Below are 26,589 nucleotides of genomic sequence, written 5' to 3' on the forward strand. Positions count from 1 at the left end.
GCGTTGGCACCCCAGGTTGTCCGAGACAAGGCGCGTCGTGGGGCGGGTAGTGGTTCTACTCGCCCGTTGTGATCCAAAACGGGCGCGCGCGCAGCGTTGCGGCTCCCTTGTGCAGAATGACTGCACGGCGGTCACCGCGCATTAAACGCACGCAAAAGCGACGAAGCCGCGAGCGTATACATGGATCGGTGTTTCCCTGGGGCGCTGTGGTATTTTGGGCGCCTGTCGAAAACGCCATTCAACCTTATGCTGCGCCTCTTTCGTCCGTCCCGCGCCCTGGCTGCGTGCCTGCTCCTGTGTCTGCTGGTGGGGGTCTCCCCGTTGCTGGCAGATGATGCCGTGGTGGTGAATGTCCATGCGGAGGACGAAACGGCCGCGCTGGCGCAAGGCCTGGAACAGGCGCTGGTGCGCGTGGCCGGGCAGCGTTCGCCGGAGCTGAGCGAACTGGTGCAGGTCCTGTTGCTGGAGCTGGACGAGGAGGGGCGTATTGAGGCCCTGCGTCGGCGCCAGGAGGTGGACGACGGGGAATACCGCCTGGAATTCGATCGCGACCGGCTACGCAGTGCCCTGCGCGCGGCCGACGTGCCCGTAGTGCTGGGCGCGCGCCCGCAACTGCTGGTTTGGGCGGTATACGAGGAGGGCGGGCGCCGCCACCTGCTGGGCTCCACCCAGGACGAGGCCGATGTGCTGGCCGGGATTGACGCGCTGGGGCGCGATCGCGGCACGCCTTTCGTGCTGCCGCTGGGGGATCTGGAAGATCGCCGCGCCGCGCAGGCGGGGGATGTGATCGGTGGCGTGACCGAGCCGCTGCAGGAAGCGGCCAGGCGCTACGGGTCGACGGGTATCGTGGCGCTGCATGTACGCCCGGTCGGGGGTGGTGCCGAGGCGCGTGCCATCACCGTGCATGGTGGGCGCGAGTACCGTAGCGAGGGCCGTGGCGAATCCCCGGCCGCCGCGGCCCGCGCGGCGGTTGAGGATGGTCTTGACCAGGTCGTGGCACCGCTGGCGCGCGTTGCCGCCGAGCCCGACTGGGTGAAACTGGGCTTTGTCGGGGTCGAGGGCTTTCCCGCGTTCGAGGCATTGCGGCGGGAGCTGGCGCAGATCGAGGCCATCGAGAGTGCAAGGCTGGATTCACTGGGTGGTAACGCGGTGACGCTCGAGGTGCGCACGGGACTGGCGCCGGATGACCTGGTAGACCTCTTGCACGCCAGCGGCTACGGCGTGGCGGAAGACCCGCACGGCGATTCCGAGGCGAAGGCTTGGCTGCGCCGCGAGTGAACTCTCCGGCACCGTTCTCCACCGCCACGCTGGCGGCCCTGGTCGGGCTGGTGATCCTGGGGGTTGCACTCTATCTACTGGCGCCGATTCTCACACCGTTTCTGATCGCGCTTCTGATCGGCTACCTGTTCAACCCGCTGGTCACGCGCCTGGCGGTGCGCACGGGCGGTTCACGCACCCTGGCCACGCTGGTGATCTTCGTGCTGGTGATGCTCGGGCTGGCGGGGCTGGTGCTGGTCCTGATCCCGCTGGCCATGGCCCAGTTCGAGCGCCTGATGCTGCTGTTGCCCGAGGTGATCGCCTGGTTCGACGAGCAGGTCCGTCCCTGGATCGAACAGCAGGCGGGCGATCGCCTGCCGGCCCTGGAGCCGGCGGCACTGCAGGAGCTGCTGGCCGAACACTGGCGCGAGGCCGGCGGGCTGGCGGGCGGGCTGCTGCACTGGCTGGGCAGCTCGACCAGCGCCCTGGTGCTGGGCGTGCTCAATCTGGTGCTGATCCCGGTGGTCAGTTTCTATCTGCTGCGTGACTGGCCACGGCTGGTCGCGGGGCTGCATGACCTGCTGCCGCGCGCCTGGCGTGATCCGGTCACGCGTTTTGCGGTGGAATCGGACAATACCCTGGGGGCGTTTCTGCGCGGGCAGTTGCTGGTGATGCTGGCGCTGGGGCTGTTCTACGCGATTACCCTCAGTGTGGCGGGCGTGCAGATGGGGCTGGCCATTGGCCTGATTGCCGGGCTGGTCAGTTTCGTCCCCTATGTGGGTGTGATCGTGGGCATTGTGCTGGCCACGGCGGCCGTGCTGTTCCAGGGCGATGGCTGGACGCTGTTGCTGGCGGTGCTGGTGATCTTTGCGGTGGCGCAGGTCCTGGAATCGGTGGTGTTGACGCCATGGCTGGTGGGGGACCGGACTGGGCTGCATCCGGTGGCGGTGATCTTTGCTGTGCTCGCCGGCGGTCAACTGTTCGGTTTCTTCGGGGTTCTGCTCGCGCTGCCGGTGGCGGCGGTGCTGGCGGTGGCGGTGCGTCAGGCGCTGGCGCGCTATCGGGGCATGAACGCAGCCGAGGCCGATACCCCGTGAGATCCGAGGGCAACAGCCCGCTCGAGCGTCAGCTGCCGCTGGATCTGCGCCTGCGGGACGCCTCGCGTTTTTCCGGTTTTTATGCACGGGGTAACGCCCTGGCGCGGGACGCCGTACAGGCCCTGAGTGTCGGGACCGGGATCCAGGAGCCACAGATCCTGCTGCACGGGCCTTCCGGCTCCGGCAAGACGCACCTGTTGCAGGCCGCCTGTTATCAGGGTCATGAGCGCGGGGATCCGGTCAGCTACCTGCCGCTGGGTGAAGTCGCCGAGGCGCCGCCGATGGCAGTGCTGGATGGCCTGGAACGTTCGTGTCTGGTGGCGCTGGATGACCTGGAGGCCGTGGTGGGGCGCGGAGACTGGGACGAGGCCCTGTTCGGGCTGGTGAATCGGCTGCGCGACGCCGGCTGTCGGGTGCTGCTGGCGGCGGCGGCGCCTCCCGAGGGCCTCCCGGTGCGGCTGCCGGATCTGGCCTCGCGCCTGGCCTGGGGCCCGGTGTTCCGGATGCAGCGGCCGGATGATGTGGCCTGCAAGGAGATCCTGGCGCAGCGCGCGGCACTGCGCGGGCTGGAGCTGCCGGAGCCGGTCGCGGATTACCTGCTGCGCCGCTGCTCGCGTGACCTGTCCACCTTGCTGGCGCTGCTGGACCGTCTGGATCTGGCCGCGCTGGCCCAGCAGCGGCGACTGACCATCCCGTTCGTGCGCGAACAGCTGGCCCGCATGGGCTGAATCCGGGATTGCCTAAGGTTGCTCGGCCGCCGCGCGGGCCCGCCGGGCGTCCAGTTTCACGAACAGCAGGCTGCCCGCGAACCAGGCGAGGCTGGTACCGGTCATCAGGAGGCCGTAGAGCCGGTCCTCCGCGGCCGCGCCGATGGTGATCCCGAGTGTGATGTAGGCGAGCGCCAGCAGGCTGGACCAGGCATGGGTGTAGCGCCTTCCGTGCAGCATCCCGCGCAGCGGAAACAACAGCGGCATGACCAGCACGATCAGCGCCAGCCAAACCGGGACGATCTCCGGCGGGGCGATCCAGGTGGTCCAGATCAGGATCAGCAGCAGCAGTCCAAGAAAGCCGGCCAGGGCCAGGGCGCGAGACAGCGCGATCATGCCGGGGCGCCAGGTGCCGCGTCGAGGCGCAGGGCGATACGCGCGACGCGTTCCCCAAGGGCTGTTGCGATGCGCTGTTCGTCGCGTGTCACCGCCTGATCGCCCTGGGTGCCGGCGACATGGCTGGCGCCATAGGGGGTCCCGCCGCTGGTGGTGCTGTTCAGTTCCGGCACGGTGTAGGGCACGCCGACCCACAGCATGCCCTGATGGATCAGCGGCAGTGCCATGCTCAGCAGGGTGGTCTCCTGCCCGCCATGCTGGGTGGCGGTGCTGGTGAAGACGCCGAAGGGTCGGTCCACCAGCCCGCCGCTGGCCCACAGCCCGCTGGTGCCGTCGAGGAAGTACTTCAGCGGTGCGGCCATGTTGCCGAAGCGGGTCGGCGAACCCATGACCAGCCCTGCGCATTCCTCGAGATCGCGCAGTTCGGCATAGGGCGGCCCGTCCTCGGGCACCGCCGGACGGTCCTCCCCGATATTCGTGGAGACCGGGGCTACGGTGCGCACCCGCGCGGAGGCACCGGCCTTTTCGACGCCGGTTGCGACCTGGCGGGCCAGCTCGGCGGTCGCCCCGTAGCGGCTGTAGTACAGGACCAGGATCTCCGTCGTGCTGCTCACGACAGGATCTCCAGGACCTGTTCCGGTGGGCGTCCGATGCGGGCCTGGCCCCCGGCGACCAGGATCGGCCGCTCGATCAGTTTCGGGTGCTGGATCATGGTCTGGATCAGCGCCTCGTCATCCATCTCGGCGTCCTTCAGGCCCAGCTCGCGGTACTCCGCCTCGCCGGTGCGCAGCAGGTCGCGCGGGCGAATGCCCAGCTTCTCGATCACGCTCTTCAAGGTGGCGGCGTCCGGTGGTGTCTTCAGGTATTCCACGATCTCGGGCTCCACGCCCTGCTCCCGCAGCAGGGCGAGGGCCGCGCGCGACTTGCTGCAGCGCGGGTTGTGATACAGCGTAGGGGCATCGGACATGAATCGACTCCGGAGGTCATCGATGGCAAAGGCCCATGATACCCACGCCCGCCGCTGGCATGTCAGGGGGCGCGTGCAGGGCGTGTTCTTTCGCGCCTCGACCCGGGAACAGGCGCAGGCGCTCGGACTGACAGGGTATGCGCGCAACCTGCCGGACGGTCGTGTGGAGGTGCTGGCGGTCGGTTCCCCGGATGCCCTGGACCGGCTGGAGACATGGCTCCGGGAAGGCCCGCGCATGGCCCGCGTGGAGGGGCTGGAGGCGCAGGCTGTGCCGTCGCCCGAGCCGCTGCCGACGGGCTTCAGGACTGACTGAGTCGTCTGGTGTCGGGACGCTGAGTCCAAAGTTCCAAAGGGGTCTATAAACGCCATCGCGACGGATGCATACTGCGGGGTCATGGAATCACGCCTGGTTGATATGCAGAGTCAGTCGGAGGACCCGCGGGTGGAGGTCAGCCTGCGTCCCAAACGGCTGGACGACTACACCGGACAGCCCCGGGTGGTTGAACAACTGGGCCTGTTCATCGAGGCGGCGCGCGGGCGCGGGGAGGCCCTGGACCATACCCTGGTGGCCGGCCCTCCGGGCCTGGGCAAGACGACCCTGGCCCATATCGTGGCGAACGAACTCGGGGTGGGGCTGCGCCAGACCTCGGGTCCGGTTCTGGAGCGCGCCGGCGACCTGGCCGCGATCCTGACCGCGCTGGAGCCCCAGGATGTCCTGTTCGTTGACGAGATCCACCGCCTGCCGACCGTGGTCGAGGAGATCCTGTATCCGGCGCTGGAGGACGGTCAGCTCGACATCGTGATTGGCGAGGGGCCGGCGGCGCGCTCGATCAAGGTGGACTTGCCCCCGTTCACACTAGTGGGCGCGACCACCCGCGCGGGCCTGCTTTCGGCGCCGTTGCGTGACCGGTTTGGCATCGTTCAGCGACTCGATCATTACACTGTCACCGATCTCGCCCATATTGTCGGCCGCGCCGCCGGATTGCTCGGTGTCGGGATCGAGCCTGAAGGGGCGGCGGAGATCGCACGCCGCGGGCGGGGCACGCCGCGCCTGGCCAATCGCCTGTTGCGGCGCGTACGTGACTATGCCGAGGTCCGCGCGTCCGGGGTGATTACCGCCGAGGTTGCGGCCCAGGCGCTGGATTTGCTGGCGATAGATGCCTCGGGCCTGGATGCCCAGGATCGACGCCTGCTCGAGGTGCTGGTCGAGAAATTCGACGGCGGTCCCGTTGGAGTCGAGAGCCTGGCCACGGCGCTGAACGAGGATCGCGGCACCCTGGAGGATGTGGTCGAGCCGTTTCTGATCCAGCAGGGGTATCTGCAGCGAACCCCGCGCGGGCGTCAGGCTACGCGGCGGACGCTGGCGATGTTCGGTCTGGCCGGGTCGGTGGAACCCGACCTGTTGGCGCCGGTCGACAGCCAGGGCGGAGATCGTCGATGACGGATTCTGACGCCCCGTTCGAGTGGCCGGTGCGGGTCTATTACGAAGACACTGACGCCGGCGGCGTGGTCTACCACGCGAACTACCTCAAGTTCATGGAGCGCGCGCGAACCGAGTGGTTGCGCGCGCTGGGGTTCGAGCAGGATGCATTGCGCGAGGAATACGGGATCGTTTTTGCGGTGCGCCGCTGCTGTGTGGACATGCGGCGCCCGGCGCGCTTCAACGATGCCCTGACGGTGACCTGCCGGCTGCATTCGCTGCGCCGGGCGAGCCTGGAGTTCCACCAGGGGGTGGAGCGCGACGGGGAGACCCTGGCCAGCGGCGAGGTGGGGATTGCCTGTGTCGAGGTGGCGCGCCAGGCGCCCGCCGCGATCCCCGGCCCGGTGTTGGAGGCCTTGCGTCGACATCATGATCACGGACCGGTAGCGCGCGCGGCCGGAACCAAATAACGCTGTAACGGGAGACGGACAAGTGGCAGTCGACTTTTCGATGTACCAGCTGGTGATGGAGGCGACCCTGGTGGTCCAGCTGGTGATGGTGATTCTGGTGCTCGCCTCCGTACTCTCCTGGCTGGCGATTATCGTCAAGGCCAGATCCCTGAACGCGGCGCACCGCGCCTGCGATGATTTCGAGGAGCGCTTCTGGTCGGGGGCCGATCTGTCTCACCTCTACGAAGGGGTGCGGCGCAAGCAGGAAATGACGGGCATGGAGCACGTCTTCTCCTCTGGGTTCAAGGAATTTCTGCGTGCGCGCCAGCATGGCATCCCGGCCGGTGAGCCCGCCCAGCGCGCCATGCGTGTGGCGATCGCACGCGAGATTGACGAGATGGAGCGTTATCTGCAGTTCCTCGCCACGGTGGGGTCGACCAGCCCGTATATCGGCCTGTTCGGCACGGTCTGGGGCATCATGCATGCCTTCCTGGGGCTTTCCGGGGTGCAGCAGGCGACCCTTGCGATGGTGGCACCCGGCATTGCGGAGGCACTGATTGCCACGGCGCTGGGCCTGTTCGCTGCGATCCCGGCCGTGATCGCCTACAACCGCTTTGCGGGGGATGTCGACCGCGTGGCCGTGCGCCTGGAGAACTTCAATGACGAGTTCGTGGCCCTGCTCAACCGACAGGTGCACGCGAAGTCCACGGATACGGCCTCCGAGGCCACGGCCTGACCCATGTCCGAGCAGCGCCGTAACAGCCGCCGCCTGCGGCGGCCCATGTCCCAGATCAACGTCGTGCCGTTTATCGACGTGATGCTGGTGCTTTTGATCATCTTCATGATCACCGCGCCGATGCTGCAGCAGGGCGTGGAAGTCGACCTGCCGGAGGCGGACGCCGAGGCCCTGGATCGGGACGAACAGGCGGCCGAGCCGCTGGTGGTGACCGTGGATGCCAGCGGGGCCATGAGCCTGAACCAGGGGCCGATCATTGACGAGCCGCTGGCGCCGCAGGAGATGACCGAGATCGTGCGCGAATTCCTGGCGGAGCACCCGGGAACCCAGACTTTTGTGCGTGGCGACCGTAACGTGGACTACGGGCGTGTGATCGACGCCATGATCGCCCTGCAGCGAGCGGGCGGTGGGCGTGTCGGTCTGATTACCGAGCCGCCGCGCGAAAACAGCGACTGATTCCCGCCACCGTGTTCGAGCTTGTCCGCCGTCATCCTGTCAGCTTCCTCCTCGTGCTCCTGTTGCACGGGGTGCTGTTTGCGGCGTTGATGTTCAATATCAGCCTGATATCTCCCACCTCCTCGCAGGCTGCGGTGGAGATCTCGGTGCAGGAGGACATTGAGGTGATCGACGCGGTGGCGGTGGATGCCGAGGCGTTCGATCAGGTCGAGCACCAGCGCGAGGTTGCTCGTCAGGAAGAAGTCGCCGAGCAGCTGCGCGAGGAAGAGGAGCAACGGCGTGCCGAAGAAGAGGCCCGCCGCGAGGAGGAGCGGCGACAGGCCGAAGAGCAGCGCCGCCGCGAAGAGGAAGAACGGGCGCGGCAGCAGGCGATCGAGGAAGCCGAGCAGGCCCGCCGCGAGGCCGAAGAGGAGCGCCAGCGCGCACAGGAAGAAGCCGAGGCCGAGCGTGAACGCATCCGTGCCGAGCGCGAGGCGGCGGAGCGTGAGCGACAGGAGGCCGAGGAGGCCCGCGAGCGCGAAGAGGCGGAGCGACGCGAGCGTGAAGAGGCCGAGCGCCAGGCCCGCGAGGAGCAGGAGCGCCGCGAGCAGGAAGAGGCCGAACGTCGCGCTCAGGAAGAGGCCGAGCGTCGGGCCGAGCAGGAGCGCGAGCTGGAGGAGCAGCGCCGCCGCGAGGCGATGGAGCGCGAGCAGGAGCGCCTGGCGGAGGCGCGCGAACGGCGCGAGGCCGCCGAGCGCCAGGCGCAGATGGATCGCGAAGTGGATGAGTGGCGTGCCCAGGTGCAGTCGGTGGTCCAGCGGCGCTGGCGCCAGCCGTCGGATATCGACTCCTCGGACCGTGCCATTGTTCTCGTGCGTGTGAACGAGACCGGGCGTATCATCGACTTCGATATCGAAAGCTGTTCCGGCGACAGCCGGTTCTGCGACTCCGTGCGCCAGACCATGGACCGTCTGAGTTCGCTGCCACGCCCGCCGGATGCGAGTGCGGTGCGTGGCGGGGTGCGGATCCGATTTGAACCGGACTGATTCGCGGGCCATGCCCGCCTGACGAGGAGCTCATGCGACGACTGATTCACTGGATGCTGCCGGCCATGCTGCTGCTGTGGGCGGCGCAGGCACAGGCCGTATTGGAAGTCACGGTCACCGAGGGCGTTACCGGGGCGATACCGGTAGCCGTTGCGCCGTTTACCTACGAGGGCGAGGGGGAACTCGACGAGGACATTTCCCAGATTGTCGCGGCCAATCTGGCCCGTAGTGGGCTGTTCAATGTCGAACAGGACGATCTGCCCGCGGCCCCGTCCGGACCGGCCGACTTTCTTGCCGGGCCCTGGGCCGACGCCGGGGTCGAGTATCTGGTCGTGGGCAATCAGCGCCGTGATGGCGATGACGTCCTCGTGGAGTTTCACGTATTTGATGTGCTGTCCGAGGAACGCCTGGGTGGATGGCGCATTCCGGTGCCTGGCGACATGCTCCGGCGCGGGGCGCATCGCATCTCGGACATCATCTACGAACAGATTACCGGTGACCCGGGGGCATTCAGTGCGCGTATCGCGTTCGTGAGTGTGGAGCGTAACGGCGACGAGCGGCGCTTTGCCCTTGAGGTCGCCGATTCCGACGGGGCCAATCCGCGCACCCTGTTTCGTTCCGCGAAGCCGATCATGTCGCCGGACTGGTCGCCGGACGGGCGCGAATTGGTGTACGTCTCGTTCGAGAATCGCCGTTCCGAGGTCTATCGCCAGAATGTCGAGACCGGCAGCCGCGAACGGGTGGCCAGCTTTACCGGCATTAACAGTGCGCCTGCCTGGTCGCCCGATGGCCGTTATCTCGCACTGAGCCTGTCACGCGACGGTGCGCCGAACATCTACCTGATGGAACTGGAGACAGGCGAGATGCGCCAGATGACCCAGACCCGCTCGATCGAAACCGAGCCGGTCTGGTCGCCCGATGGCGAGACCCTTTATTTCACCTCCGACCGTGCGGGTGCACCGCAGATCTATGCGCTGCCGCGGGAGGGGGGCAGCCCCCGGCGTCTGACCTTCGAGAGCGGCTATGCGGCCGCCGCGACGGTTTCTCCGGATGGGCGCTATCTGGTCTATGTGCACGGTGGTGATGGCGGATTCCAGCTGGCCCGTCTCGATTTGAACGACCGCCGTGTGACCCGCCTCACGGAAGGGCGGGACGCGGAATCGCCAAGCTTTGCCCCGAATGGCAGCATGATTATCTATGCGATGACGGACGGCGGGCGTGGCGTGCTGGGCTCGGTGAGTCAGGATGGACAGGTCCATCAGCGTCTCGCTGCCAGGGAGGGCGAGGTCCGTGAACCGGCCTGGTCACCCTTGAATTGATCTTCCTAATAACAACCGCTTTTCGAGGATAATGACGTGATGAGCACGATCTTTCGCTGGTTTTTTGTGGCCATGGTGATTGGGGCGCTGTCGGCGTGTGCGACGCCGACGCGTGATGCCGAGGATGCCGAACGCGAGGCCGAACGGGCCGCGGCCGAGGAGGCCGAACGCGAGCGCGCCGAGCGCGAGGCCCGTGAGGCCGAGGCCCGTGCGCTGGGTCGTGATCGGCAGTTCGATGCCGACGCACTGGACGACCCGGACAGCCCGCTCGCCGAGCGCCTGGTCTATTTCGAATTCGACCGTGACGAGGTGCAGTCGCAGTACATGGATATGCTCGAGGCGCATGCGGCCTATCTGTCGCAGAACTCCGGGGCCCGCCTGCGGCTGGAGGGCCATACCGACGAGCGGGGTACTCGCGAGTATAACCTGGGGCTGGGCGAGCGCCGCGCACAGTCGGTGCGCCGTATCCTGACCCTGAACGGGGCCTCGGATGACCAGATCGAGGTCATCAGTTATGGTGAAGAAATGCCGGTCGCCTTTGAGCAGAACGAGGAGGCCTGGGCCAAGAATCGCCGGGTCGAGCTGGTCTACGAATCCCGGCGCTAGATGACGGGAGGCGCCATGCGGCGTTTGGCAGGTAGCAGTAACCGAAATGCCCCCCCGGGGGCATTTCTCTTTCCGCGGGTCGGTGTGGCGGCTGCCGCCGGGCTGTTGGTCCTGGCGATGGGGTCCTGGGGCCCGCTTGCCAGCGAAGCCGTCGCCCAGGACGAGGTGTTCGCCACCCAGTCGCAGATCCGGGACCTCTCGCGGCGCCTGGACCGCATCGAGCGGACGCTGGATTCCAGCGCCATGCAGGAACTCCTGCGGGGTGCGGAAACCATGAACCGGGAGATGCGCGAGCTGCGGGGCGAAGTGGAGACGCTGCGCCACGAGCTGGAGCGCCTGAACGCCCGGCAGCGCGATCAATTCCGCAACCTGGACGAGCGTGTCGCCACGTTCGAGACCGGCGCGGCCGCGCCTGCGGATGCCGCTGCCCCGGCGGACGAGGTCATCGAGTTCGACCTGCCCGAGGCGGACGAGCAGGCGGCCTACCAGGAGGCCTTCGAGCAGTTGATGGCGGGTGACTACAACGCCGCGATGAGCGGTCTTGAGCGCTTCATCGAGACCTATCCCGACAGCGACTATTCCGCCAATGCCTGGTACTGGCTGGCCGAGGCCAAGTATGCCAGTGGCGACTTCGAGGCGGCCCTGGAGGATTTCGAGCATTTGCGCGAGCAGTACCCGGAGAGCGACAAGTCCGGGGATGCCCTGCTCAAGATCGGCTATGCGCATTACGAGCTGGGCAACGAAGACGAGGCCCGCGAGGCGCTGGAGGCGGTGCGCGCCGATTTCGGCGGCACGACCCTCGACCGCCTGGCGCGCGAGCGGTTGCGGCGGCTCGACGGGCAATGACCGAGATCCCCGTGCGCGCAACGCGCGCACCGACCAGGGGCGATTCGGGAGGGGCGACCCAAGTCCGCATCACCGAGATGTTCGTTTCGCTGCAGGGCGAGGCGGCGGATTCCGGCTGGCCGACCGCGTTTGTGCGGCTGACCGGGTGCCCGCTGCGTTGCCGCTGGTGCGACAGTGCTTACGCCTTCGAGGGTGGCGAGGCGCGCGCGCTGGACTCGATTCTCGCATGGGTCGGCCAGACGGGTGTGCGCCATGTCTGTGTCACGGGTGGGGAGCCACTGGCCCAGCCCGGTTGTCGCGAGCTGCTGGCGCGGCTGTGTGATGACGGCTACCGGGTGTCGCTGGAAACCAGCGGCGCTCTCGACATTGGCGGGCTCGATGCGCGCGTTACGGTCGTGATGGACTGGAAGGCGCCGGGTTCCGGCGAGCAGGACCGCAACCTGGAAGCCAATATCGCCCATCTGGCGGCCGGCGATCAGTTGAAGTTCGTACTCGCCAACCGGGCGGACTTCGACTGGGCATGCGCCGAACTCGGCCGCCTGGATCTCGCGCCCGGGGTCGAGGTCCTGTTCTCGCCGGTATTCGGTGAGCTCGCCCCGCGCGAGCTGGCCGACTGGATCGTCGCCGAACGACTAGCCGTGCGGTTTCAGCTTCAGCTCCACAAGCTCCTGTGGGGCGACCAGCCGGGGCGTTAGGTAATGTCGCAACCGGAAAAGGCGGTGGTCCTGCTTTCGGGCGGGCTGGACTCGGCGACCTGCCTGGCAATGGCGCGGGCCGACGGGCTCGACTGCCATGCCCTGTCGATCGACTACGGCCAGCGCCACCGCACCGAGCTGGACGCGGCGCGGCGCGTGGCTGCCTCCCAGGGCGTGCAGGACCACCGCGTGGTCCGGGTCGATCTGACCGCGATCGGCGGCTCTGCGCTCACCGATGACGCGATCGCAGTGCCCACCGAGGCGAGCGAAGGCATCCCGGTTACCTATGTGCCGGCGCGCAACACGGTGTTTCTTTCCCTGGCGCTGGGGCTGGCCGAGACGCTTGATGCCCGGCTGCTCTATGTCGGTGCGAATGCGGTCGACTACTCCGGGTACCCGGATTGTCGTCCGGCCTTCATCGATGCCTTCCGTGATCTTGCGCAGGTTGCTACCCGTGCGGGGGTGGAGGGCGTACGCTGGGAGGTGCGTGCACCGTTGATGCACATGAGCAAGGCCGAGATCATCCGTGCCGGGGCGTCCCTGGGGGTCGATTACGCCCAGACGGTAAGTTGCTATCAGGCCGACCCGGACGGGCGGGCCTGTGGGCGCTGCGACAGCTGCCGTATCCGTCGCGAAGGTTTTGCGGCCGCTGGTGTCCCCGACCCGACGCTCTACCGGGCAGGCTGACGGCGGACGGTTCGCCCTCGTCAGGTGGCCCCGGATCCGGAATGAAATCGGGGTCGATCTCGTCTTGCGTCCGATGTATGCTGCGCACCCCATGGGTGCAGGCGTGCCCGACAACCGATCAGTGAGAGGATACGTTGATGGAATTCTCCAGCTTTTCAACCGCCGCAATGATGTTCCTGGGCGGCACGTTCGTCCTCGCCTTCATCATGGGTGCGGTCGCGAACAAGACCAACTTCTGCACCATGGGAGCCGTCTCCGACTGGGTGAACATGGGTGACACCGGGCGCATGCGCTCCTGGCTGCTGGCCATTGCCGTGGCGATGCTGGGCGTGGCGGCGCTCGAGTTCTTCGGGGTACTGAGCGCCGAGGGTTCCTTCCCTCCCTACCGCGGCGAGAACTTCAACTGGCTCGGGCACGTGCTGGGTGGCTTCCTGTTCGGCATCGGCATGACCTATGCGTCCGGCTGCGGTAACAAGACGCTGGTGCGCGTCGGCGGCGGCAACATCAAGTCGGTGATGGTGATGATCATCATCGGTGTGATCGCCTTCTGGCTGACCAGTCGCGCCACGGTCTTTGGCACCGGCCAGACGCTGTTCCAGCTGCTGTTTGGCTGGATGGACGCGGTGTCCATCCAGATGGAAGGTGGCCAGGATCTTGGCTCCATCATTGCCGGCGAGAATGCTCTGGGCGCCCGCCTGGTGATGGGCCTGGTGATCGGCGTGCTGCTGCTGGCCCTGATCTTCAAGGCCGCGGACTTCCGCAAGAGCTTCGACAACATCCTGGGTGGTCTGGTGATCGGCCTGGTCGTGATCGGGGCCTGGTGGCTGACCAGCAACATCCAGATCGACGACGGCATGGGTGGTGTGTACAGCGCCCAGGAATACATCCAGGAATGGGATTTCGTCGCCGATGACGACGATGGCGAACGTCCGGCGCTGTCCGGCCCCTGGGCCAACCAGTCGTTTACCTTTATCAACCCGATGGGCCAGAGCGTGGGCTACGTGTCCAGCGGCTTTGACCGTACCATGCTGTACTTCGGCGTGATGGCGCTGGCCGGCGTGATCCTGGGTTCGTTCTTCTGGGCCCTCATCTCGCGCAGCTTCCGTATCGAGTGGTTCTCGTCCTTCCGTGACTTCGTCAACCACTTTATCGGCGGCATCCTGATGGGTGTCGGCGGCATCCTGGCGCTGGGCTGCACCATCGGTCAGGCGGTCACCGGGATTTCCACGCTGGCGCTGGGTGGCTTCTTCACCTTTGCGTTCATCGTGTTCGGCTCCGCGCTGACCATGAAGATCCAGTACTACAAGATGGTCTATGAAGACGAGGCGACCTTCGGCAAGGCCCTGGTGACCTCGCTGGTGGACATGAAGCTGCTGCCGGGTGGCATGCGCAAGCTCGAGGCCATCTGATCGCCGGCCGCCGGGGGAGCCTTGCGTTTTCCCCGGCGGGCCGTAAACTACGCGGCGCGGTGATCCAGGTGCTGCCGCGTAATGACCAGGTCGGCGGGCCCCTGCGGGGGTGCCATGCGGGCCGCAGACATGGGTCGTTAGCTCAGTTGGTAGAGCAGTTGGCTTTTAACCAATTGGTCGTAGGTTCGAATCCTACACGACCCACCATTATTCCCGGCCGCGTGCGAGCGTGGCCGGCACAAGGGCCCGCCTACGCGGGCTTTTTGTGTTTATGGGGCGCGAACAGGCTAGAATGCGCGCCTTTGTCGAACCATTGAATACACACGCGAAAGTGGCGGAACTGGTAGACGCGCTGGGTTTAGGTCCCAGTGGGGTAAAACCCGTGAGAGTTCGAGTCTCTCCTTTCGCACCAATGTCCCGTGAACGCCCAGGCAGGCAGCCGGCGAGTGCTGCGGTCGGCAGGGATGACCGATTTTTGAACTATTGCGAGGCCCTTCATGCAAGTTTCCGTTGAAGCCACCGGCAACCTGGAACGCAAGATGACCATCCAGGTCCCCCCCGAGCGCGTCGAGACCGAAGTCGACAACCGTCTGAAATCGCTGGCCAAGCGCGTCCGGCTCGACGGCTTTCGCCCGGGCAAGGTCCCGCTGAAGGTCGTGCGCCAGCGTTACGGGGCCGGGGTCTATCAGGAGGTGCTGAGCGAGGTCCTCCAGGAGAGCTATCGCGAGGCCGTGCAGCAGGAAGGTCTGGAGCCTGCGGGGAACCCGAGCATCGAGCCGCAGAGTGTGGAAAGTGGGCAGCCGATCGAGTTCGTTGCAAGCTTTCAGGTCTTTCCCGAGGTCGAGGTGGCCGATTTCTCCGATGCCAAGATCGAGCGTCCGGTGGCCGAGATTGGCGACGAGGACATCGATCGCGTGATTGACTCCCTGCGCGAGCAGAACAAGGAGTGGGCCGATGTTAAGCGCAAGGCGAAGAAGGGCGATCGCATTACGCTGGACTTTGTGGGCAGCATTGATGGCGAGGAGTTCGAGGGTGGCAAGGCCGACGACTTCCAGGTCGAGGTGGGGGCCGGCCGTCTGATCGAGGACTTCGAGAAGCAGCTCAAGGGTGTGAAGACCGGCGAGGAGCCGACCATCGACGTCACCTTCCCCGACGACTACCCGGCCGAGAACCTGAAAGGCAAGACCGCGCAGTTCGCCCTGACCATCAAGAAGGTCGAGGGGCCCAAGCTGCCCGAGGTGGACGAAGAGTTCGCGAAGAAATTCGGCATCGAAGACGGCTCGGTCGAGAAACTTCGCGCCGACGTGCGGTCCAATATGGAGCGCGAGCTGAACCAGGCGCTGAAGGGCAAGGTCAAGAATCAGGTCATGGAGCTGATTATCGAGCGCCATGGCTTCGACCTGCCGGATGCCCTGGTGAAGTCCGAGATCAATCGTCTGCGCGAGGAGGCGGAGAAGCGCTTCGGTGGTGCCCAGCAGACCCAGCCGCTCCCCGACAGCCTGTTCGAAGAAGAGGCCAAGCGTCGTGTACGCCTGGGTCTGGCCCTGCGGGCCATCATCGACCAGAAGGGGTTCGAGGTGGACGCAGAGCGGGTCGAGCGTGACCTGGAAGACATGGCGGCCACCTACGAGGACCCGGAAGAGGTCAAGCAGTACTACCGCTCCAATCCGCAGGCGAAGAGCAACCTGGAGTCGCTGGTGCTCGAGGACCAGGTGGTCGACTGGATCGTCGATCAGGCCAAGGTCACCGAGAAGAAGACCAGCTTCCAGGACGTGATGAATCCGAACAAGGAGTCGACTGAATGAGCCACGACATGGCCGGTCAGGGGGCGCAGCATGCCCAGGGGCTGAATCTGGTCCCGATGGTGGTCGAACAGACCGCTCGCGGCGAGCGCGCCTATGACATCTACTCCCGGTTGCTGAAGGACCGGGTCATCTTCTGTGTGGGTCCGGTCGAGGACTACATGGCCAACGTGATCGTGGCCCAGCTGCTGTTCCTCGAATCGGAAAACCCGGACAAGGAGATCAGCCTGTACATCAATTCCCCGGGCGGGGCCGTGACCGCCGGCATGGCGATCTACGACACCATGCAGTTCATCAAGCCGCAGGTGAGCACCCTGTGCGTCGGCCAGGCGGCCAGCATGGGCGCGGTATTGCTGGCCGGTGGTGCCCCGGGCAAGCGCTACTCCCTGCCCCACTCGCGGGTCATGATCCACCAGCCGCTGGGTGGCTTCCAGGGGCAGGCGTCGGATATCGATATCCATGCCCGCGAGATCCTGAAAATCCGCGAGGAGCTCAACCGCGTACTCGCCCACCACACCGGGCAGACCGTCGAGCAGGTGGAGCAGGACACGGATCGTGACCGCTTCATGACCGCAGTGGAGGCCAAGGACTACGGTCTGGTGGACAACGTGCTCTCCAGCCGAGGCGCGCCTGCCGCCGGCGACAAGGATGCCGGCAAGAAGGACAAGTCCTGATTGCGACCAGGCCTGGGCGCGCAGGATATACCGGACTCGCGCCCGGTCCGTTTGCAACGCGGATGCAAACGGGGCATGTTCTGAGAAACCCTGACAGCGCAACCGAGGCATACGGATGAGCGACGAAAAGACCCCCTCCGCCGACGGCAAGCTTCTGTACTGCTCTTTCTGCGGGAAGAGTCAGCACGAAGTGCGCAAGTTGATCGCGGGGCCCTCCGTGTTTATCTGTGACGAGTGTGTCGAGCTTTGCAATGACATCATTCGCGAGGAGATGCAGGAGGCGGGGCATACCGAGCGCGATTCGCTGCCCAAGCCGCGCGAGATCCGCGAGATTCTCGACGACTACGTGATCGGTCAGACCTCCGCGAAAAAGATCCTCTCGGTCGCGGTGTACAACCACTACAAGCGCCTCGAGGCCCGGGCCGGCAAGGATGACGTCGAGTTGTCCAAGTCCAACATCATGCTGATCGGCCCGACCGGCTCCGGCAAGACGCTGCTGGCCGAGACGCTGGCGCGGGTGCTCAATGTCCCCTTCACCATCGCCGATGCGACCACGCTGACCGAGGCCGGTTACGTGGGCGAGGACGTCGAGAACATCATCCAGAAGCTGCTGCAGAAGTGCGACTACGATGTGGAGAAGGCCGAAAACGGCATCGTCTACATCGACGAGATCGACAAGGTCTCGCGCAAGTCGGACAACCCCTCGATCACCCGCGATGTCTCGGGCGAGGGCGTGCAACAGGCCCTGCTGAAGCTGATTGAGGGCACCACGGCCTCCGTGCCGCCGCAGGGCGGGCGCAAGCATCCGCAGCAGGAGTTCCTGCAGGTCGACACCCGCAACATCCTGTTCATTTGCGGCGGCGCGTTCTCGGGTCTGGAAAAGATCATCCAGCAGCGGGCGGAGAAGGGCGGCATCGGTTTCTCCGCCGAACTCAGCTCCAAGGACGAGAGCAAGAGTGGCGGCCAGTGGCTCAAGCAGCTGGAGGCCGATGACCTGGTGCGCTACGGCCTGATCCCCGAGTTCGTCGGTCGCCTGCCGGTGCAGGCGACGCTGGATGAACTGGACGAGGATGCGCTGATCACCATCCTGACCCAGCCGAAAAACGCGCTGGTCAAACAGTACGCCCGCCTGTTCGAGATGGAAGGCGTGGAGCTGGAGTTCCGGGACGATGCCTTGGCCGCGATCGCCCACAAGGCGATGGAGCGCAAGACCGGCGCCCGGGGCCTGCGTACCATCATGGAGAACATCCTGCTCGACACGATGTACGAGCTGCCCTCGATGGAGGGCGTCAGCAAGGTGGTGATCGACGAGGCCGTGATCCGCGGCGACGCCGAGCCTTACCTCATTTACGAGAACGCATCGTTCTCCAAGCAGGCCGCAGCGGATTCCTGAAGCCCCGCGGTCATGCACAGGGGGCGGGCATGGGGCTGGCCCCGGCTTGAAAAACGGTCAGGGCGCCCCCATCTCTCCCGTACATTCGTTTAGCCCTGAGGGGGCCACATGACCGACCAACACTCCTCCCAGAACGAGGTGGATTCCCCCGTGAAGCGCGTCGCGGTCCTGCCGCTGCGCGATGTCGTGGTGTATCCGCACATGGTCATCCCGCTGTTCGTGGGTCGCGAGAAGTCGATCCGCGCGCTGGATTCGGCCATGGCCCAGAACAAGCAGGTCTTGCTGGTTGCGCAGAAGAGCGCCGAGGTGGACGAGCCCGAGGCCGGGGATCTGCACGAGATCGGCACCCTCGGCAATATCCTGCAACTGCTGCGCTTGCCCGATGGCACCATCAAGGTGCTGGTCGAGGGCGCCCAGCGTGCGCGCGTGATGGACGTCTCCACGACCGGCGATGCGGAGAAGGAAGAGGACTACTTCACCGCCGATATCCGCATGATCGAGGAGGAATACGACACCGAGGAGAAGGAACTCGAGGTCCTCGGTCGCTCCGCGCTCAATCAGTTCGAGCAGTACATCAAGCTGAACAAGAAGGTCCCGCCGGAGATCCTGACCTCGCTGGCCGGGATCGACGACACCTCGCGTCTGGCCGACACCATTGCCGCACACATGTCGCTGAAGCTCGAGGAAAAGCAGCAGGTCCTCGAGATCGCCAACGTACGCGCGCGTCTGGAGCACCTGGTCGCCAAGATCGAAGGCGAGATGGACGTGCTGCAGATCGAGAAGAAGATCCGCGGTCGTGTGAAGCAGCAGATGGAGAAGTCCCAGCGCGAGTACTACCTGAATGAGCAGATGAAGGCCATTCAGAAGGAGCTGGGCGATCTCGAGGATGCGCCGAACGAACAGGAAGACCTGGCCGAGAAGATCGAACAGGCCGGCATGCCGGCGGAGGCCAAGAAGAAGGCCACCGCCGAGCTGAACAAGCTGAAGATGATGTCGCCGATGTCGGCCGAGGCGACCGTCGTGCGCAGCTACATCGACTGGCTGGTCAATGTCCCGTGGAAGAAGAAGACCCGGGTCAGCAAGGACCTTGCCCGTGCCGAGAAGATCCTCAACGAGGACCACTACGGCCTGGAAGAGGTCAAGGAGCGCATCCTTGAATACCTCGCCGTGCAGTCGCGCGTGCGCAAGCTGAAGGGCCCGATCCTGTGCCTGGTCGGCCCCCCGGGGGTCGGCAAGACCTCGCTGGGGCAGTCCATCGCGCGCGCCACCAACCGCAAGTTCTCGCGGATGGCCCTTGGTGGTGTCCGAGACGAAGCCGAGATCCGCGGTCACCGCCGGACCTATATCGGCTCCCTCCCGGGCAAGATCGTCCAGAACCTGTCCAAGGTCGGGGTGCGCAACCCGCTGTTTTTGCTCGACGAGATCGACAAGATGGCGATGGACTTCCGCGGTGATCCAGCCTCGGCGATGCTCGAGGTCCTGGACCCGGAGCAGAACCATACCTTCAGCGACCACTATCTGGAGGTCGATTACGACCTGTCCGATGTGATGTTCGTGGCCACGGCCAATTCGATGAACATCCCCGGGCCGTTGCTGGATCGTATGGAGGTCATCCGTCTGTCCGGCTACACCGAAGACGAGAAGGTCAATATTGCCCATACCTATCTGGTGCCGAAGCAGATCAAGACTAACGGCCTGAAACCCGACGAGATCAATATCTCGGACGCTGCTGTGCGCGACATCGTGCGCTACTACACCCGCGAGGCGGGTGTGCGCGCCCTGGAGCGCGAGATCGCCAAGATCTGCCGCAAGGTGGTCAAGCAGCGGCTTCTGGCCAAGGGCAAGGAGCGTGACCGCACCACGTCGGTCACGCCGAAGACCCTGGACAAGTACCTGGGTGTGCGGCGCTTCCGCTTCGGCCTGGCCGAGGAGAACGATCAGATCGGCCAGGTCACCGGCCTGGCGTGGACCGAGGTGGGCGGCGAACTGCTGACCATCGAGGCGACGGTCGTCCCGGGCAAGGGCAAGACCCAGCAGACCGGCAAACTCGGCGACGTGATGCAGGAGTCGATCCATGCCGCGCTGACCGTCGTGCGGTCGCGTGCCGAGTCCCTGGGGGTCGAGGAGAACTTCCACGAGAAGAAGGACCTGCACATCCACGTCCCCGAGGGTGCCACGCCCAAGGATGGCCCCTCGGCCGGTATCGCGATGTGTACGGCCATCGTCTCGGCGCTGACCGGCATCCCGGTGCGTGCAGACGTGGCGATGACCGGCGAGATTACCCTGCGGGGTCAGGTGCTGCCGATCGGCGGGCTCAAGGAGAAGCTGCTCGCGGCCCATCGCGGCGGGATTCGCACGGTGCTGATCCCCGAGGAGAACGAAAAGGACCTGGTGGACATCCCGAAGAACATCAAGAACAAGCTCGATATCCGTCCGGTACGCTGGATCGACGAGGTGTTCGAGGTGGCGCTGACGCACCTGCCGGAGGCCAAGGGCGGCGATACGCCGGCCAAAGTCGAGGAGGCCGTGAAGCCGGCCAAGGAATCGGGTCGGCGTCGGGTCCGCCACCACTAAGCGACGGATTTGTAATCATAACCGCGGCTCCGGCCGCGGTTTTTTTGCGCCATGGCGCACAGCGATCCGCGGCCGGGTGTGTAACGCTTGTTTGACACTTTTTCGAGCCCCCTGATATAACCCCAATCGCATTATTTGATTCCCGGCTGGGCAAGCCCGCGACAGGATGGAGAACACTCCCCGCGCTGGTGTAAGCTTGGCCTTCATCGGGCCACAAGCCTGAGTCACCACTGAGATAAGGAAGCGCTTCATGAATAAATCCGAACTGATCGACGCGATCGCCGCAGAAGCCGATGTCCCGAAGGCCCAGGCCGGCCGTATGCTGGACGCCATGGTGACCGTGGTGGGCGATACTCTGGCCAAGGGTGACCAGGTCTCCCTGGTGGGCTTTGGCACCTTCCTCGTCCGCGAGCGCGAAGCCCGCACCGGCCGTAACCCGCGTACTGGCCAGTCCATCCAGATCGCCGCCTCCAAAACGCCTTCTTTCAAGGCTGGTAAAGCGCTCAAGGATCGCGTAAACTAGCGCGCTTTATCGGGTGCTTAGCTCAGTTGGTAGAGCGTCGCCCTTACAAGGCGAATGTCGGCGGTTCGAACCCGTCAGCACCCACCATGCAGCCTGATCTGGCTGCATGAAGAAAATTTGGAGCGGTAGTTCAGTTGGTTAGAATACCGGCCTGTCACGCCGGGGGTCGCGGGTTCGAGTCCCGTCCGCTCCGCCATATCTGAGAAAGGCGCCTTCGGGCGCCTTTTTCTTTGCTTGTCGTACAGCCCAGGCCGGCCCCCATTCCCGAGAAGCGACTCGTTGCCGTTTGGTGCGCAGGAAAGAGGGGCTGCCGCGGCGCATGCGGCCCAGCTTGAGCCCGGTACGCGGTCGGCTGCTGTTGCTGCGAGCGCACCTTGGGGGCGCGCGAGAGGGAGCCGTAGCGCTCAGGTGTCGCTTGGGCGAGTTTCGTCGATGGGCGCTTGGGGATCGATCAGTGTGCCCGGGCCGTTCTCGCTCTCAGGGGAGGGGTCGGATTCCGGCGCGTAGGCCTCGCCCTCGAGGCTCTTGCGCATCGCCTCCTCGGCCTCCTGGTTGAGGACAATGATCGAGATACGGCGATTGATGGCCGCTTCCGGGTCGTCGCGGGTGAACGGCACGCTGTCGGCCAGGCCCACGACTCGGGCCACCTGGCCCGACTCGGCACCACCTGCAATGAGGGCGCGGCGTGCGGCATTGGCGCGGTCGGCCGAGAGCTCCCAGTTGGAATAGTCCGGCCGCAGCAACGGGCGGGCATCGGTGTGGCCGGTGATCGAGATGCGATTCGGCACCTTGTTGATCAGGCTCGCGAGCTCGCGCAGGATCGCGTCAGCGTGCGGCAGGGGGGTGGAGCTGGCGGTGTCGAACATCGGACGATTCTCGCGATCAATGATCTGGATGCGCAGCCCCTCCGGGGTAATGTCCAGCAGCAACTGGTCCTTGTAGGGCTCCAGCGCCTGGCTCTGCTCCAGGGCCTCTTCCAGCGCCTCCTGAAGGACCTCCAGGGCTTCGCGGTCGCGTGCTTCGGCCAGCTCGTCCAACGCCTCGTCATCCAGCCCCATGGGCGCCCCCATGGCCTCGGGGTCGTGAATCAGCTCGGGCATGCCCTCGAAGTCGATCAGCGACGGATCCACTCCGGTTCCGTCGCCGGGGGCCTGGCCGGGTGCGGCGGCCTCGCCGACGAACGCGGAGGGGTTCTGGAAGTACTCGGAGATGCCGGCACGCTGTTCGTCGTCCAGGGCGGCCAGCAGCCACAGCAGCAGGAAGAAGGCCATCATCGCGATCGCGAAGTCGGCGAACGCGACCTTCCACGAACCGCCGTGATGGCCGCCCTTGACCACCTTCTTCTTGACGATGATCGGCTGGGTCTTGTCCTCGACGCCCATGAATGCGGTCCGGACGGCCTCAGGCCGCCTTCACGTGCTCCTCGAGCTCGAGGAAGGTCGGACGCATCGCGCCTTCCATGGTCTTGCGGCCAAACTCGACGGCCACCTGCGGGCTGTAGCCCTGGACGTTGGCCAGGATGCAGGCCTTGACGCACTGCAGGAACTTGCCTTCCTCCTGTGCGCGGGCCTCCAGCGCGGCCGAGGTGGGGCCGACAAAGCCGTAGGCCAGCAGGATCCCGAGGAAGGAGCCGACGAGGGCGGCCGCCACGTTCATGCCGATGACCTCGATGGGCCCCCCGATGGAGCCCATGGTGTTCACGATTCCCAGCACGGCGGCTACGATGCCGAAGCCGGGCAGGGCGTCGGCCACGCGATACACCGCGTGGGAGGGCTTATGGGCCTCTTCGTGATGGGTTTCCAGGTCCAGGTCCATCAGGGCGTCGAGTTCGTGCGGGTTCATGCTGCCGGAGATGATCAGGCGCATGTAGTCGGTGATGAACTCCATCGCGTGGTGATCGGCCAGGACGCGTGGATGAGCCTGGAAGAGTTCGCTATTCTCGGGCTCTTCGATGTCGTTTTCCACGCCCATCAGCCCTTCCTTGCGGGCCTTGGTGAAGAGCTTGTACATCAGGGCCAGCAGGTCGAGGTAATCTTCGCGCTTGTACTTGCTGCCCTGCAGCAGCTTGGGGAGCGACTTGAAGACAGTCAGCACGACCCGTGGCGGGTTGGCGATGAGGAACGAGCCCAGTGCCGCTCCCCCGATGATGATGTACTCGTAGGGTTGCCAGATGACGAGGAGGTCGCCCCCGTGCGCGGCAAACCCCCCGAACACCGCGAACAGGACGACCAGGAAACCAAGGATGTACTTCACGAAACGGGAACCCCGTGCTTGTCGATGGGGCGAAGGTGACGCCGGTCACGTTTTCGCAGTTGATATAGTGATGGCCACAACGATAACGACTCCCCCGCGCGAGGTACAGCATGGCCCAGGATGAGGGCGCGCCCTACCGCGACCAGGCACGACGCCTGGCTGAGCTCGACTGGCCAATTCTGGAAGCGAGCGCTGCGGCCTTTTCGCAGCCCGATGCGCTGGTGCAGCATTCCCTGCGGGAACTGGGTCAGTGGGCAGAGCGGGATCCCGGCCTGGTACTGCGCCTGGTACTGCGTGCGAACGGTTCGCGCCGAGGTTTGCGCCAGGAGGTGCACTCGGTTCCCGATGCCATCGCCATGCTTGGCCTGCAGAACGTGTGTGATGAAGTTCGGGCGGCCCCGCCGGTCGGCGAGGTCGTGCGTGAAACGCAACACTATCGGCACGTAGCGGCCCAGTCGCGGCTGGCGGCGATGATCGCGGCCGACGTCGCCCGGCGACGACGTGATTCCGAGCCGGCGGAAGTCAGTCTGGCTGCGTCGCTGAACCAGTTGGGCCTGCTCGGTCTCCTGGTTGCCGGCGAACCACGCCTGGAGCGGCTACTCGCCATGCTGGAACTCAACGCCCTTCCCGATGAGGCCAGTTATACCGCGCTGGGCTACGCAACCGACGATCTGTCGCGCGCGATGACCGAGGCGATGGTGTTGCCCGAACTGGTGGTGGGCACGCAGCGCGCGGTCAACGCCGCGCATCCACGTGCCTTCGAGGTCATGGTCGCGAGTGCTGTGGCCTGGCAGATCATGCGCGGCATGGATACGGTTCGGGGCGACCGGGATATGCGCCTGCTGGCCGGCCTGACGGGAGTCAACGAGAAGGTGGTCGCGGACCGGTTGTCGGAGATCATCGAGCGTTTCAATGAAGACATCGATGTATACCGCATCGAGCCCCTGGACCCCGCGACACCCGGGGCCGTCTGGCTGGGGGCACGCCACCGGACGCGGCTGGCGTTGTGCCCGCGTGCCGATATCCTGGAAGACGGGCTCGCCCGGTTGCGGCAGGGTGACGACCGTGTCGCGCGGCTACGACGGATGCTGCGTGTGATGCAGTTCGGGCTCGGGCTGAATCGCGTGGTGTTCGCGCGCCTCGCGCGCGACGGCGAATCGCTTCGGGCCGAGCACTTGGTCGGCACGTTGCACGAGCCGGAGTTCAGTCATTTCGTGATCCAGCGCTCCGCTTTGGGGGCTCTGGAGGCCGTGCTGGAGCGTGACACGCCGACCTGGTGGGGCCGTCACTACCCCAGTGTGGCGCTGCCAGAGGCGATCCAGGCCCTGACCGGAGGAGTCGATGGCTTCTACGCGCCGGTGCGTGAACGGGGCGAGGTGATCGGCATGGTTTACGCCGATCGACGCAGCCGCCAGCACGGCCTCGATGACCGCGCCTTCAAGGGCTTCTGCCGCGTGGTGCAGGCCATCTCAGGCACTGGCTAGACCGTTCCATGCGGAGGCGGCCCGGCCTCAAGCCCTGGCGCCGGTGGCCGTTATATCGTGAACAGCATATATGCAGGACCGCGTCATGGCGCGGCCACCCGTCCGTCCCATCGGCTCCACCTCCACCCTGTAACAAGAGGACATCGTCCGCTATGCGCAAGAACCTTCCTGTTACGCAGACGGAGTATTCCCTGGAGGCCCACGGAGACCTCATCTCGGCCACCGACGAGAAAGGGCGCATCCGGTATGCCAACGACGACTTCGTCCGGGTCAGCGGTTTCGACTGCGATGAGCTGGAAGGGACGGCCCACAACATCGTGCGCCATCCGGACATGCCGGAAGCCGCCTACGCGAACATGTGGGACACCCTGAAGGCCGACCGGGCCTGGATGGGTATCGTCAAGAACCGGCGCAAGAATGGCGACCACTACTGGGTGGATGCCTTCGTGACCCCCGCCTACGAGGACGGCCGCAAGACCGGCTACGAGTCGGTGCGCGCGATCCCCGAGCACGAGCATGTCGCCCGTGCGGAGAAGGTCTATGCCGCGATCAACCGGGGTCGCAGCTTTGCTCGGCGCTGGTATCACGGCCTCACCTGCCGCCTCGCGGGGACGTGGCTTGTGGGTGTCCTGCTGGCGCTGGGGGTAGTGTTTCTGGTGTCTTCGCCGCTGGTCCAGGCGGGGCTTTTGCTGCTGATTTTCGCAGCTGGTGGAATTGCGTCTCTGGCGCTGACCTCCGGCATCCGGAAGGCCGTGAATCGGGCCCGCGAGCAGTTCGACAACCCGGTGATGGAGGCGATCTACACAGGACGTCGTGACGACAGCGCCTCGCTGGAACTGGTCCAGCACTTCAACGAGGCGAAGCTGCGCACGGTGCTCGGCCGCATCGAGGACAAGGCAGATGCCGTGGCCGGTGACGCACAGACAATGGCGAGCAGTGTCGAGCAGACGGCCTTGGGCGTGGAACGCCAGCAAAACGAGATCGATCAGGTCGCCACGGCGATGAACGAGATGACCTCGACCATCCAGGAGATGGCGAGCAATTCGTCGCGCGCGGCCGAGGCCGCCAACAACGCCGAGAACGAGACCGGTGCTGGCCAGGAGGTGGTGAACGACACGGTGTCCGTGATCAACCGCATGGCGGCCGAGGTCGAGTCCACCGCCGAGAAGCTGGGCAAGCTGGAGGCGAGCACCGAGGAGATCGACAAGATCCTGGGTGTGATCCGCGAGATTGCCGAACAGACCAATCTGCTGGCGCTGAACGCCGCGATCGAGGCGGCCCGCGCGGGCGAACACGGCCGCGGCTTTGCGGTGGTGGCCGACGAGGTGCGCTCGCTGTCGCAGCGTACGGACGAATCCACCGTGACCATCCGCAATATGATCGAGAGCCTGCAAAACGGTGCGCGCGAGGCGATGTCCGCGATGCGCGCCAGTCAGGAGCAGGCCGCCGATGGCGTGGAAAAGGCCCGGGCGGCAGGCGATTCGCTGTCCACCATCCGTCAGGCCGTCGCCCAGATCACCGAGATGAACACCCAGATCGCCACGGCGGTGGAGGAACAAAGCGCGGTCTCCGAGGAGATCAACCGCAACGTGACGTCCATCCGCGATGTCGCCAGTGAAACCGGTTCGGTCTCGGTGCACGCCCGTGACGCCAGCGCGCGCATGCAGACCGAGGCCGCGGAACTCAAGGCATTGATCCAGCGTTTCGAGCAGCGGTAGACTCCCCGCGGTTTGCCCGGCGCGCGGGCTCCGGAGGGGCGCGACAGCGCACCATAATACGCAGCGGAAAGACTTGTACGACCGCTCGGCCAGGGA

27 protein-coding genes and 4 tRNA genes are annotated in these 26,589 nt (G+C 65.6%); 26 read left to right on the forward strand and 5 right to left on the reverse strand.

Annotated features, from left to right (window positions below; translation table 11 throughout):
* Positions 1-246 precede the first annotated feature (246 nt).
* Genes TK90_RS02745 through hda form a run of 3 tightly spaced genes read left to right on the forward strand, consistent with a single transcriptional unit; the run spans position 247 to position 3,082 of the window.
* A complete protein-coding gene (locus TK90_RS02745) occupies positions 247-1,278 on the forward strand; it encodes a DUF2066 domain-containing protein (RefSeq protein WP_017925845.1) in 1,032 nt (343 codons plus the stop codon).
* Positions 1,275-2,354: an AI-2E family transporter gene (locus tag TK90_RS02750; protein ID WP_017925846.1), complete on the forward strand. Its 1,080-nt coding sequence runs from the start codon at positions 1,275-1,277 to the stop codon at positions 2,352-2,354. The genes TK90_RS02745 and TK90_RS02750 overlap by 4 nt, the downstream gene beginning before the upstream one ends.
* 32 nt (positions 2,355-2,386) lie before the next feature.
* Positions 2,387-3,082, forward strand: coding sequence for a DnaA regulatory inactivator Hda (gene hda / locus TK90_RS02755; RefSeq protein ID WP_041444301.1), 696 nt, complete (start codon positions 2,387-2,389; stop codon positions 3,080-3,082).
* Positions 3,083-3,094: 12 nt separating this feature from the next.
* Here the strand turns inward: hda and TK90_RS02760 are convergent, their stop codons facing one another.
* Genes TK90_RS02760 through arsC form a run of 3 tightly spaced genes read right to left on the reverse strand, consistent with a single transcriptional unit; the run spans position 3,095 to position 4,424 of the window.
* The gene (locus TK90_RS02760; protein ID WP_012981970.1) at positions 3,095-3,457 is read right to left on the reverse strand and encodes a DUF2069 domain-containing protein; all 363 of its coding nucleotides are present in this window, start codon (positions 3,455-3,457) and stop codon (positions 3,095-3,097) included.
* On the reverse strand, positions 3,454-4,071 hold the full coding sequence (gene wrbA / locus TK90_RS02765) for an NAD(P)H:quinone oxidoreductase (RefSeq protein ID WP_012981971.1): 618 nt from the start codon (positions 4,069-4,071) through the stop codon (positions 3,454-3,456). Before wrbA ends, TK90_RS02760 begins: the two co-directional genes overlap by 4 nt.
* On the reverse strand, positions 4,068-4,424 hold the full coding sequence (gene arsC / locus TK90_RS02770) for an arsenate reductase (glutaredoxin) (RefSeq protein ID WP_012981972.1): 357 nt from the start codon (positions 4,422-4,424) through the stop codon (positions 4,068-4,070). The genes wrbA and arsC overlap by 4 nt, the downstream gene beginning before the upstream one ends.
* 22 nt (positions 4,425-4,446) lie before the next feature.
* On the opposite strand from arsC, the gene yccX reads away from it, so the two are divergent.
* The 21 genes from yccX to TK90_RS02875 all read left to right on the forward strand — a co-directional run bounded on the left by yccX (position 4,447) and on the right by TK90_RS02875 (position 21,234).
* A complete protein-coding gene (gene yccX, locus TK90_RS02775) occupies positions 4,447-4,737 on the forward strand; it encodes an acylphosphatase (RefSeq protein WP_012981973.1) in 291 nt (96 codons plus the stop codon).
* An 81-nt stretch (positions 4,738-4,818) separates the two neighbouring features.
* Positions 4,819-5,865, forward strand: a complete 1,047-nt coding sequence (gene ruvB, locus TK90_RS02780) for a Holliday junction branch migration DNA helicase RuvB (RefSeq protein WP_012981974.1) — start codon at positions 4,819-4,821, stop codon at positions 5,863-5,865.
* Positions 5,862-6,314 carry a tol-pal system-associated acyl-CoA thioesterase gene (ybgC, locus tag TK90_RS02785; RefSeq protein ID WP_012981975.1) on the forward strand — a complete coding sequence of 151 codons (453 nt, stop codon included), beginning with the start codon at positions 5,862-5,864 and terminating at the stop codon, positions 6,312-6,314. Before ruvB ends, ybgC begins: the two co-directional genes overlap by 4 nt.
* A gap of 40 nt (positions 6,315-6,354) precedes the next feature.
* Complete coding sequence (gene tolQ, locus TK90_RS02790) at positions 6,355-7,029, forward strand: protein TolQ (RefSeq protein ID WP_026148154.1); 675 nt, start codon at positions 6,355-6,357, stop codon at positions 7,027-7,029.
* Between the two features lie 3 nt (positions 7,030-7,032).
* Positions 7,033-7,485, forward strand: a complete 453-nt coding sequence (gene tolR / locus TK90_RS02795; protein ID WP_012981977.1) for a protein TolR — start codon at positions 7,033-7,035, stop codon at positions 7,483-7,485.
* Between the two features lie 11 nt (positions 7,486-7,496).
* Positions 7,497-8,510 carry a cell envelope integrity protein TolA gene (tolA, locus tag TK90_RS02800; RefSeq protein WP_012981978.1) on the forward strand — a complete coding sequence of 338 codons (1,014 nt, stop codon included), beginning with the start codon at positions 7,497-7,499 and terminating at the stop codon, positions 8,508-8,510.
* A 32-nt stretch (positions 8,511-8,542) separates the two neighbouring features.
* A complete protein-coding gene (gene tolB / locus TK90_RS02805) occupies positions 8,543-9,829 on the forward strand; it encodes a Tol-Pal system beta propeller repeat protein TolB (RefSeq protein ID WP_012981979.1) in 1,287 nt (428 codons plus the stop codon).
* Positions 9,830-9,868: 39 nt separating this feature from the next.
* Positions 9,869-10,435 carry a peptidoglycan-associated lipoprotein Pal gene (gene pal / locus TK90_RS02810; protein ID WP_012981980.1) on the forward strand — a complete coding sequence of 189 codons (567 nt, stop codon included), beginning with the start codon at positions 9,869-9,871 and terminating at the stop codon, positions 10,433-10,435.
* Positions 10,436-10,552: 117 nt separating this feature from the next.
* The gene (gene ybgF, locus TK90_RS02815; RefSeq protein WP_049772253.1) at positions 10,553-11,281 is read left to right on the forward strand and encodes a tol-pal system protein YbgF; all 729 of its coding nucleotides are present in this window, start codon (positions 10,553-10,555) and stop codon (positions 11,279-11,281) included.
* Entirely contained in the window at positions 11,278-11,976 is a 699-nt protein-coding gene (queE, locus tag TK90_RS02820; RefSeq protein WP_012981982.1) for a 7-carboxy-7-deazaguanine synthase QueE, read from the forward strand. Before ybgF ends, queE begins: the two co-directional genes overlap by 4 nt.
* 3 nt (positions 11,977-11,979) lie before the next feature.
* Entirely contained in the window at positions 11,980-12,663 is a 684-nt protein-coding gene (gene queC / locus TK90_RS02825) for a 7-cyano-7-deazaguanine synthase QueC (protein WP_012981983.1), read from the forward strand.
* A gap of 137 nt (positions 12,664-12,800) precedes the next feature.
* Positions 12,801-14,072, forward strand: coding sequence for a YeeE/YedE family protein (locus tag TK90_RS02830; protein WP_012981984.1), 1,272 nt, complete (start codon positions 12,801-12,803; stop codon positions 14,070-14,072).
* A 131-nt stretch (positions 14,073-14,203) separates the two neighbouring features.
* Positions 14,204-14,279: transfer RNA gene (locus TK90_RS02835), tRNA-Lys, on the forward strand.
* A gap of 118 nt (positions 14,280-14,397) precedes the next feature.
* Positions 14,398-14,484 (forward strand) — tRNA-Leu (locus TK90_RS02840).
* 85 nt (positions 14,485-14,569) lie between these two features.
* Entirely contained in the window at positions 14,570-15,877 is a 1,308-nt protein-coding gene (gene tig / locus TK90_RS02845; protein ID WP_012981985.1) for a trigger factor, read from the forward strand.
* Positions 15,874-16,548: an ATP-dependent Clp endopeptidase proteolytic subunit ClpP gene (clpP, locus tag TK90_RS02850; protein ID WP_012981986.1), complete on the forward strand. Its 675-nt coding sequence runs from the start codon at positions 15,874-15,876 to the stop codon at positions 16,546-16,548. The genes tig and clpP overlap by 4 nt, the downstream gene beginning before the upstream one ends.
* A 115-nt stretch (positions 16,549-16,663) precedes the next feature.
* Positions 16,664-17,941 (forward strand): ATP-dependent Clp protease ATP-binding subunit ClpX, encoded by a 1,278-nt coding sequence (gene clpX, locus TK90_RS02855; RefSeq protein ID WP_012981987.1) that lies wholly within the window; start codon positions 16,664-16,666, stop codon positions 17,939-17,941.
* Between the two features lie 108 nt (positions 17,942-18,049).
* Positions 18,050-20,515 carry an endopeptidase La gene (gene lon, locus TK90_RS02860; RefSeq protein ID WP_012981988.1) on the forward strand — a complete coding sequence of 822 codons (2,466 nt, stop codon included), beginning with the start codon at positions 18,050-18,052 and terminating at the stop codon, positions 20,513-20,515.
* A 250-nt stretch (positions 20,516-20,765) separates the two neighbouring features.
* Entirely contained in the window at positions 20,766-21,038 is a 273-nt protein-coding gene (locus tag TK90_RS02865; RefSeq protein ID WP_012981989.1) for an HU family DNA-binding protein, read from the forward strand.
* 11 nt (positions 21,039-21,049) lie between these two features.
* Positions 21,050-21,125: transfer RNA gene (locus TK90_RS02870), tRNA-Val, on the forward strand.
* Between the two features lie 32 nt (positions 21,126-21,157).
* Positions 21,158-21,234 (forward strand) — tRNA-Asp (locus TK90_RS02875).
* 208 nt (positions 21,235-21,442) lie between these two features.
* Here TK90_RS02875 and motB read toward each other — a convergent pair.
* Both motB and motA read right to left on the reverse strand, forming a co-directional pair.
* Entirely contained in the window at positions 21,443-22,420 is a 978-nt protein-coding gene (gene motB, locus TK90_RS02880) for a flagellar motor protein MotB (protein ID WP_012981990.1), read from the reverse strand.
* A 19-nt stretch (positions 22,421-22,439) separates the two neighbouring features.
* Complete coding sequence (gene motA / locus TK90_RS02885) at positions 22,440-23,291, reverse strand: flagellar motor stator protein MotA (protein ID WP_012981991.1); 852 nt, start codon at positions 23,289-23,291, stop codon at positions 22,440-22,442.
* Between the two features lie 110 nt (positions 23,292-23,401).
* On the opposite strand from motA, the gene TK90_RS02890 reads away from it, so the two are divergent.
* Complete coding sequence (locus TK90_RS02890) at positions 23,402-24,775, forward strand: HDOD domain-containing protein (RefSeq protein ID WP_012981992.1); 1,374 nt, start codon at positions 23,402-23,404, stop codon at positions 24,773-24,775.
* 152 nt (positions 24,776-24,927) lie between these two features.
* Positions 24,928-26,493, forward strand: a complete 1,566-nt coding sequence (locus tag TK90_RS02895; protein ID WP_012981993.1) for a PAS domain-containing methyl-accepting chemotaxis protein — start codon at positions 24,928-24,930, stop codon at positions 26,491-26,493.
* Positions 26,494-26,589 lie beyond the last annotated feature (96 nt).

The organism is Thioalkalivibrio sp. K90mix, assembly GCF_000025545.1.
Lineage (GTDB): Bacteria > Pseudomonadota > Gammaproteobacteria > Ectothiorhodospirales > Ectothiorhodospiraceae > Thioalkalivibrio.

What these genes read in the sequence shown, in the direction of transcription:
- tolB (WP_012981979.1), top strand. Translation starts at nt 8,543, where the DNA reads ATGCGACGACTGATTCACTGGATGCTGCCGGCCATGCTGCTGCTGTGG.
- arsC (WP_012981972.1), bottom strand. Translation starts at nt 4,424, where the DNA reads ATGTCCGATGCCCCTACGCTGTATCACAACCCGCGCTGCAGCAAGTCG.
- pal (WP_012981980.1), top strand. Translation starts at nt 9,869, where the DNA reads ATGAGCACGATCTTTCGCTGGTTTTTTGTGGCCATGGTGATTGGGGCG.
- queE (WP_012981982.1), top strand. Translation starts at nt 11,278, where the DNA reads ATGACCGAGATCCCCGTGCGCGCAACGCGCGCACCGACCAGGGGCGAT.
- ybgF (WP_049772253.1), top strand. Translation starts at nt 10,553, where the DNA reads ATGGGGTCCTGGGGCCCGCTTGCCAGCGAAGCCGTCGCCCAGGACGAG.
- lon (WP_012981988.1), top strand. Translation starts at nt 18,050, where the DNA reads ATGACCGACCAACACTCCTCCCAGAACGAGGTGGATTCCCCCGTGAAG.
- TK90_RS02760 (WP_012981970.1), bottom strand. Translation starts at nt 3,457, where the DNA reads ATGATCGCGCTGTCTCGCGCCCTGGCCCTGGCCGGCTTTCTTGGACTG.
- tig (WP_012981985.1), top strand. Translation starts at nt 14,570, where the DNA reads ATGCAAGTTTCCGTTGAAGCCACCGGCAACCTGGAACGCAAGATGACC.
- clpX (WP_012981987.1), top strand. Translation starts at nt 16,664, where the DNA reads ATGAGCGACGAAAAGACCCCCTCCGCCGACGGCAAGCTTCTGTACTGC.
- yccX (WP_012981973.1), top strand. Translation starts at nt 4,447, where the DNA reads ATGGCAAAGGCCCATGATACCCACGCCCGCCGCTGGCATGTCAGGGGG.
- clpP (WP_012981986.1), top strand. Translation starts at nt 15,874, where the DNA reads ATGAGCCACGACATGGCCGGTCAGGGGGCGCAGCATGCCCAGGGGCTG.
- TK90_RS02745 (WP_017925845.1), top strand. Translation starts at nt 247, where the DNA reads ATGCTGCGCCTCTTTCGTCCGTCCCGCGCCCTGGCTGCGTGCCTGCTC.
- ybgC (WP_012981975.1), top strand. Translation starts at nt 5,862, where the DNA reads ATGACGGATTCTGACGCCCCGTTCGAGTGGCCGGTGCGGGTCTATTAC.
- queC (WP_012981983.1), top strand. Translation starts at nt 11,980, where the DNA reads ATGTCGCAACCGGAAAAGGCGGTGGTCCTGCTTTCGGGCGGGCTGGAC.
- TK90_RS02890 (WP_012981992.1), top strand. Translation starts at nt 23,402, where the DNA reads ATGGCCCAGGATGAGGGCGCGCCCTACCGCGACCAGGCACGACGCCTG.
- TK90_RS02895 (WP_012981993.1), top strand. Translation starts at nt 24,928, where the DNA reads ATGCGCAAGAACCTTCCTGTTACGCAGACGGAGTATTCCCTGGAGGCC.
- ruvB (WP_012981974.1), top strand. Translation starts at nt 4,819, where the DNA reads ATGGAATCACGCCTGGTTGATATGCAGAGTCAGTCGGAGGACCCGCGG.
- TK90_RS02830 (WP_012981984.1), top strand. Translation starts at nt 12,801, where the DNA reads ATGGAATTCTCCAGCTTTTCAACCGCCGCAATGATGTTCCTGGGCGGC.
- tolR (WP_012981977.1), top strand. Translation starts at nt 7,033, where the DNA reads ATGTCCGAGCAGCGCCGTAACAGCCGCCGCCTGCGGCGGCCCATGTCC.
- TK90_RS02865 (WP_012981989.1), top strand. Translation starts at nt 20,766, where the DNA reads ATGAATAAATCCGAACTGATCGACGCGATCGCCGCAGAAGCCGATGTC.
- motB (WP_012981990.1), bottom strand. Translation starts at nt 22,420, where the DNA reads ATGGGCGTCGAGGACAAGACCCAGCCGATCATCGTCAAGAAGAAGGTG.
- tolQ (WP_026148154.1), top strand. Translation starts at nt 6,355, where the DNA reads ATGTACCAGCTGGTGATGGAGGCGACCCTGGTGGTCCAGCTGGTGATG.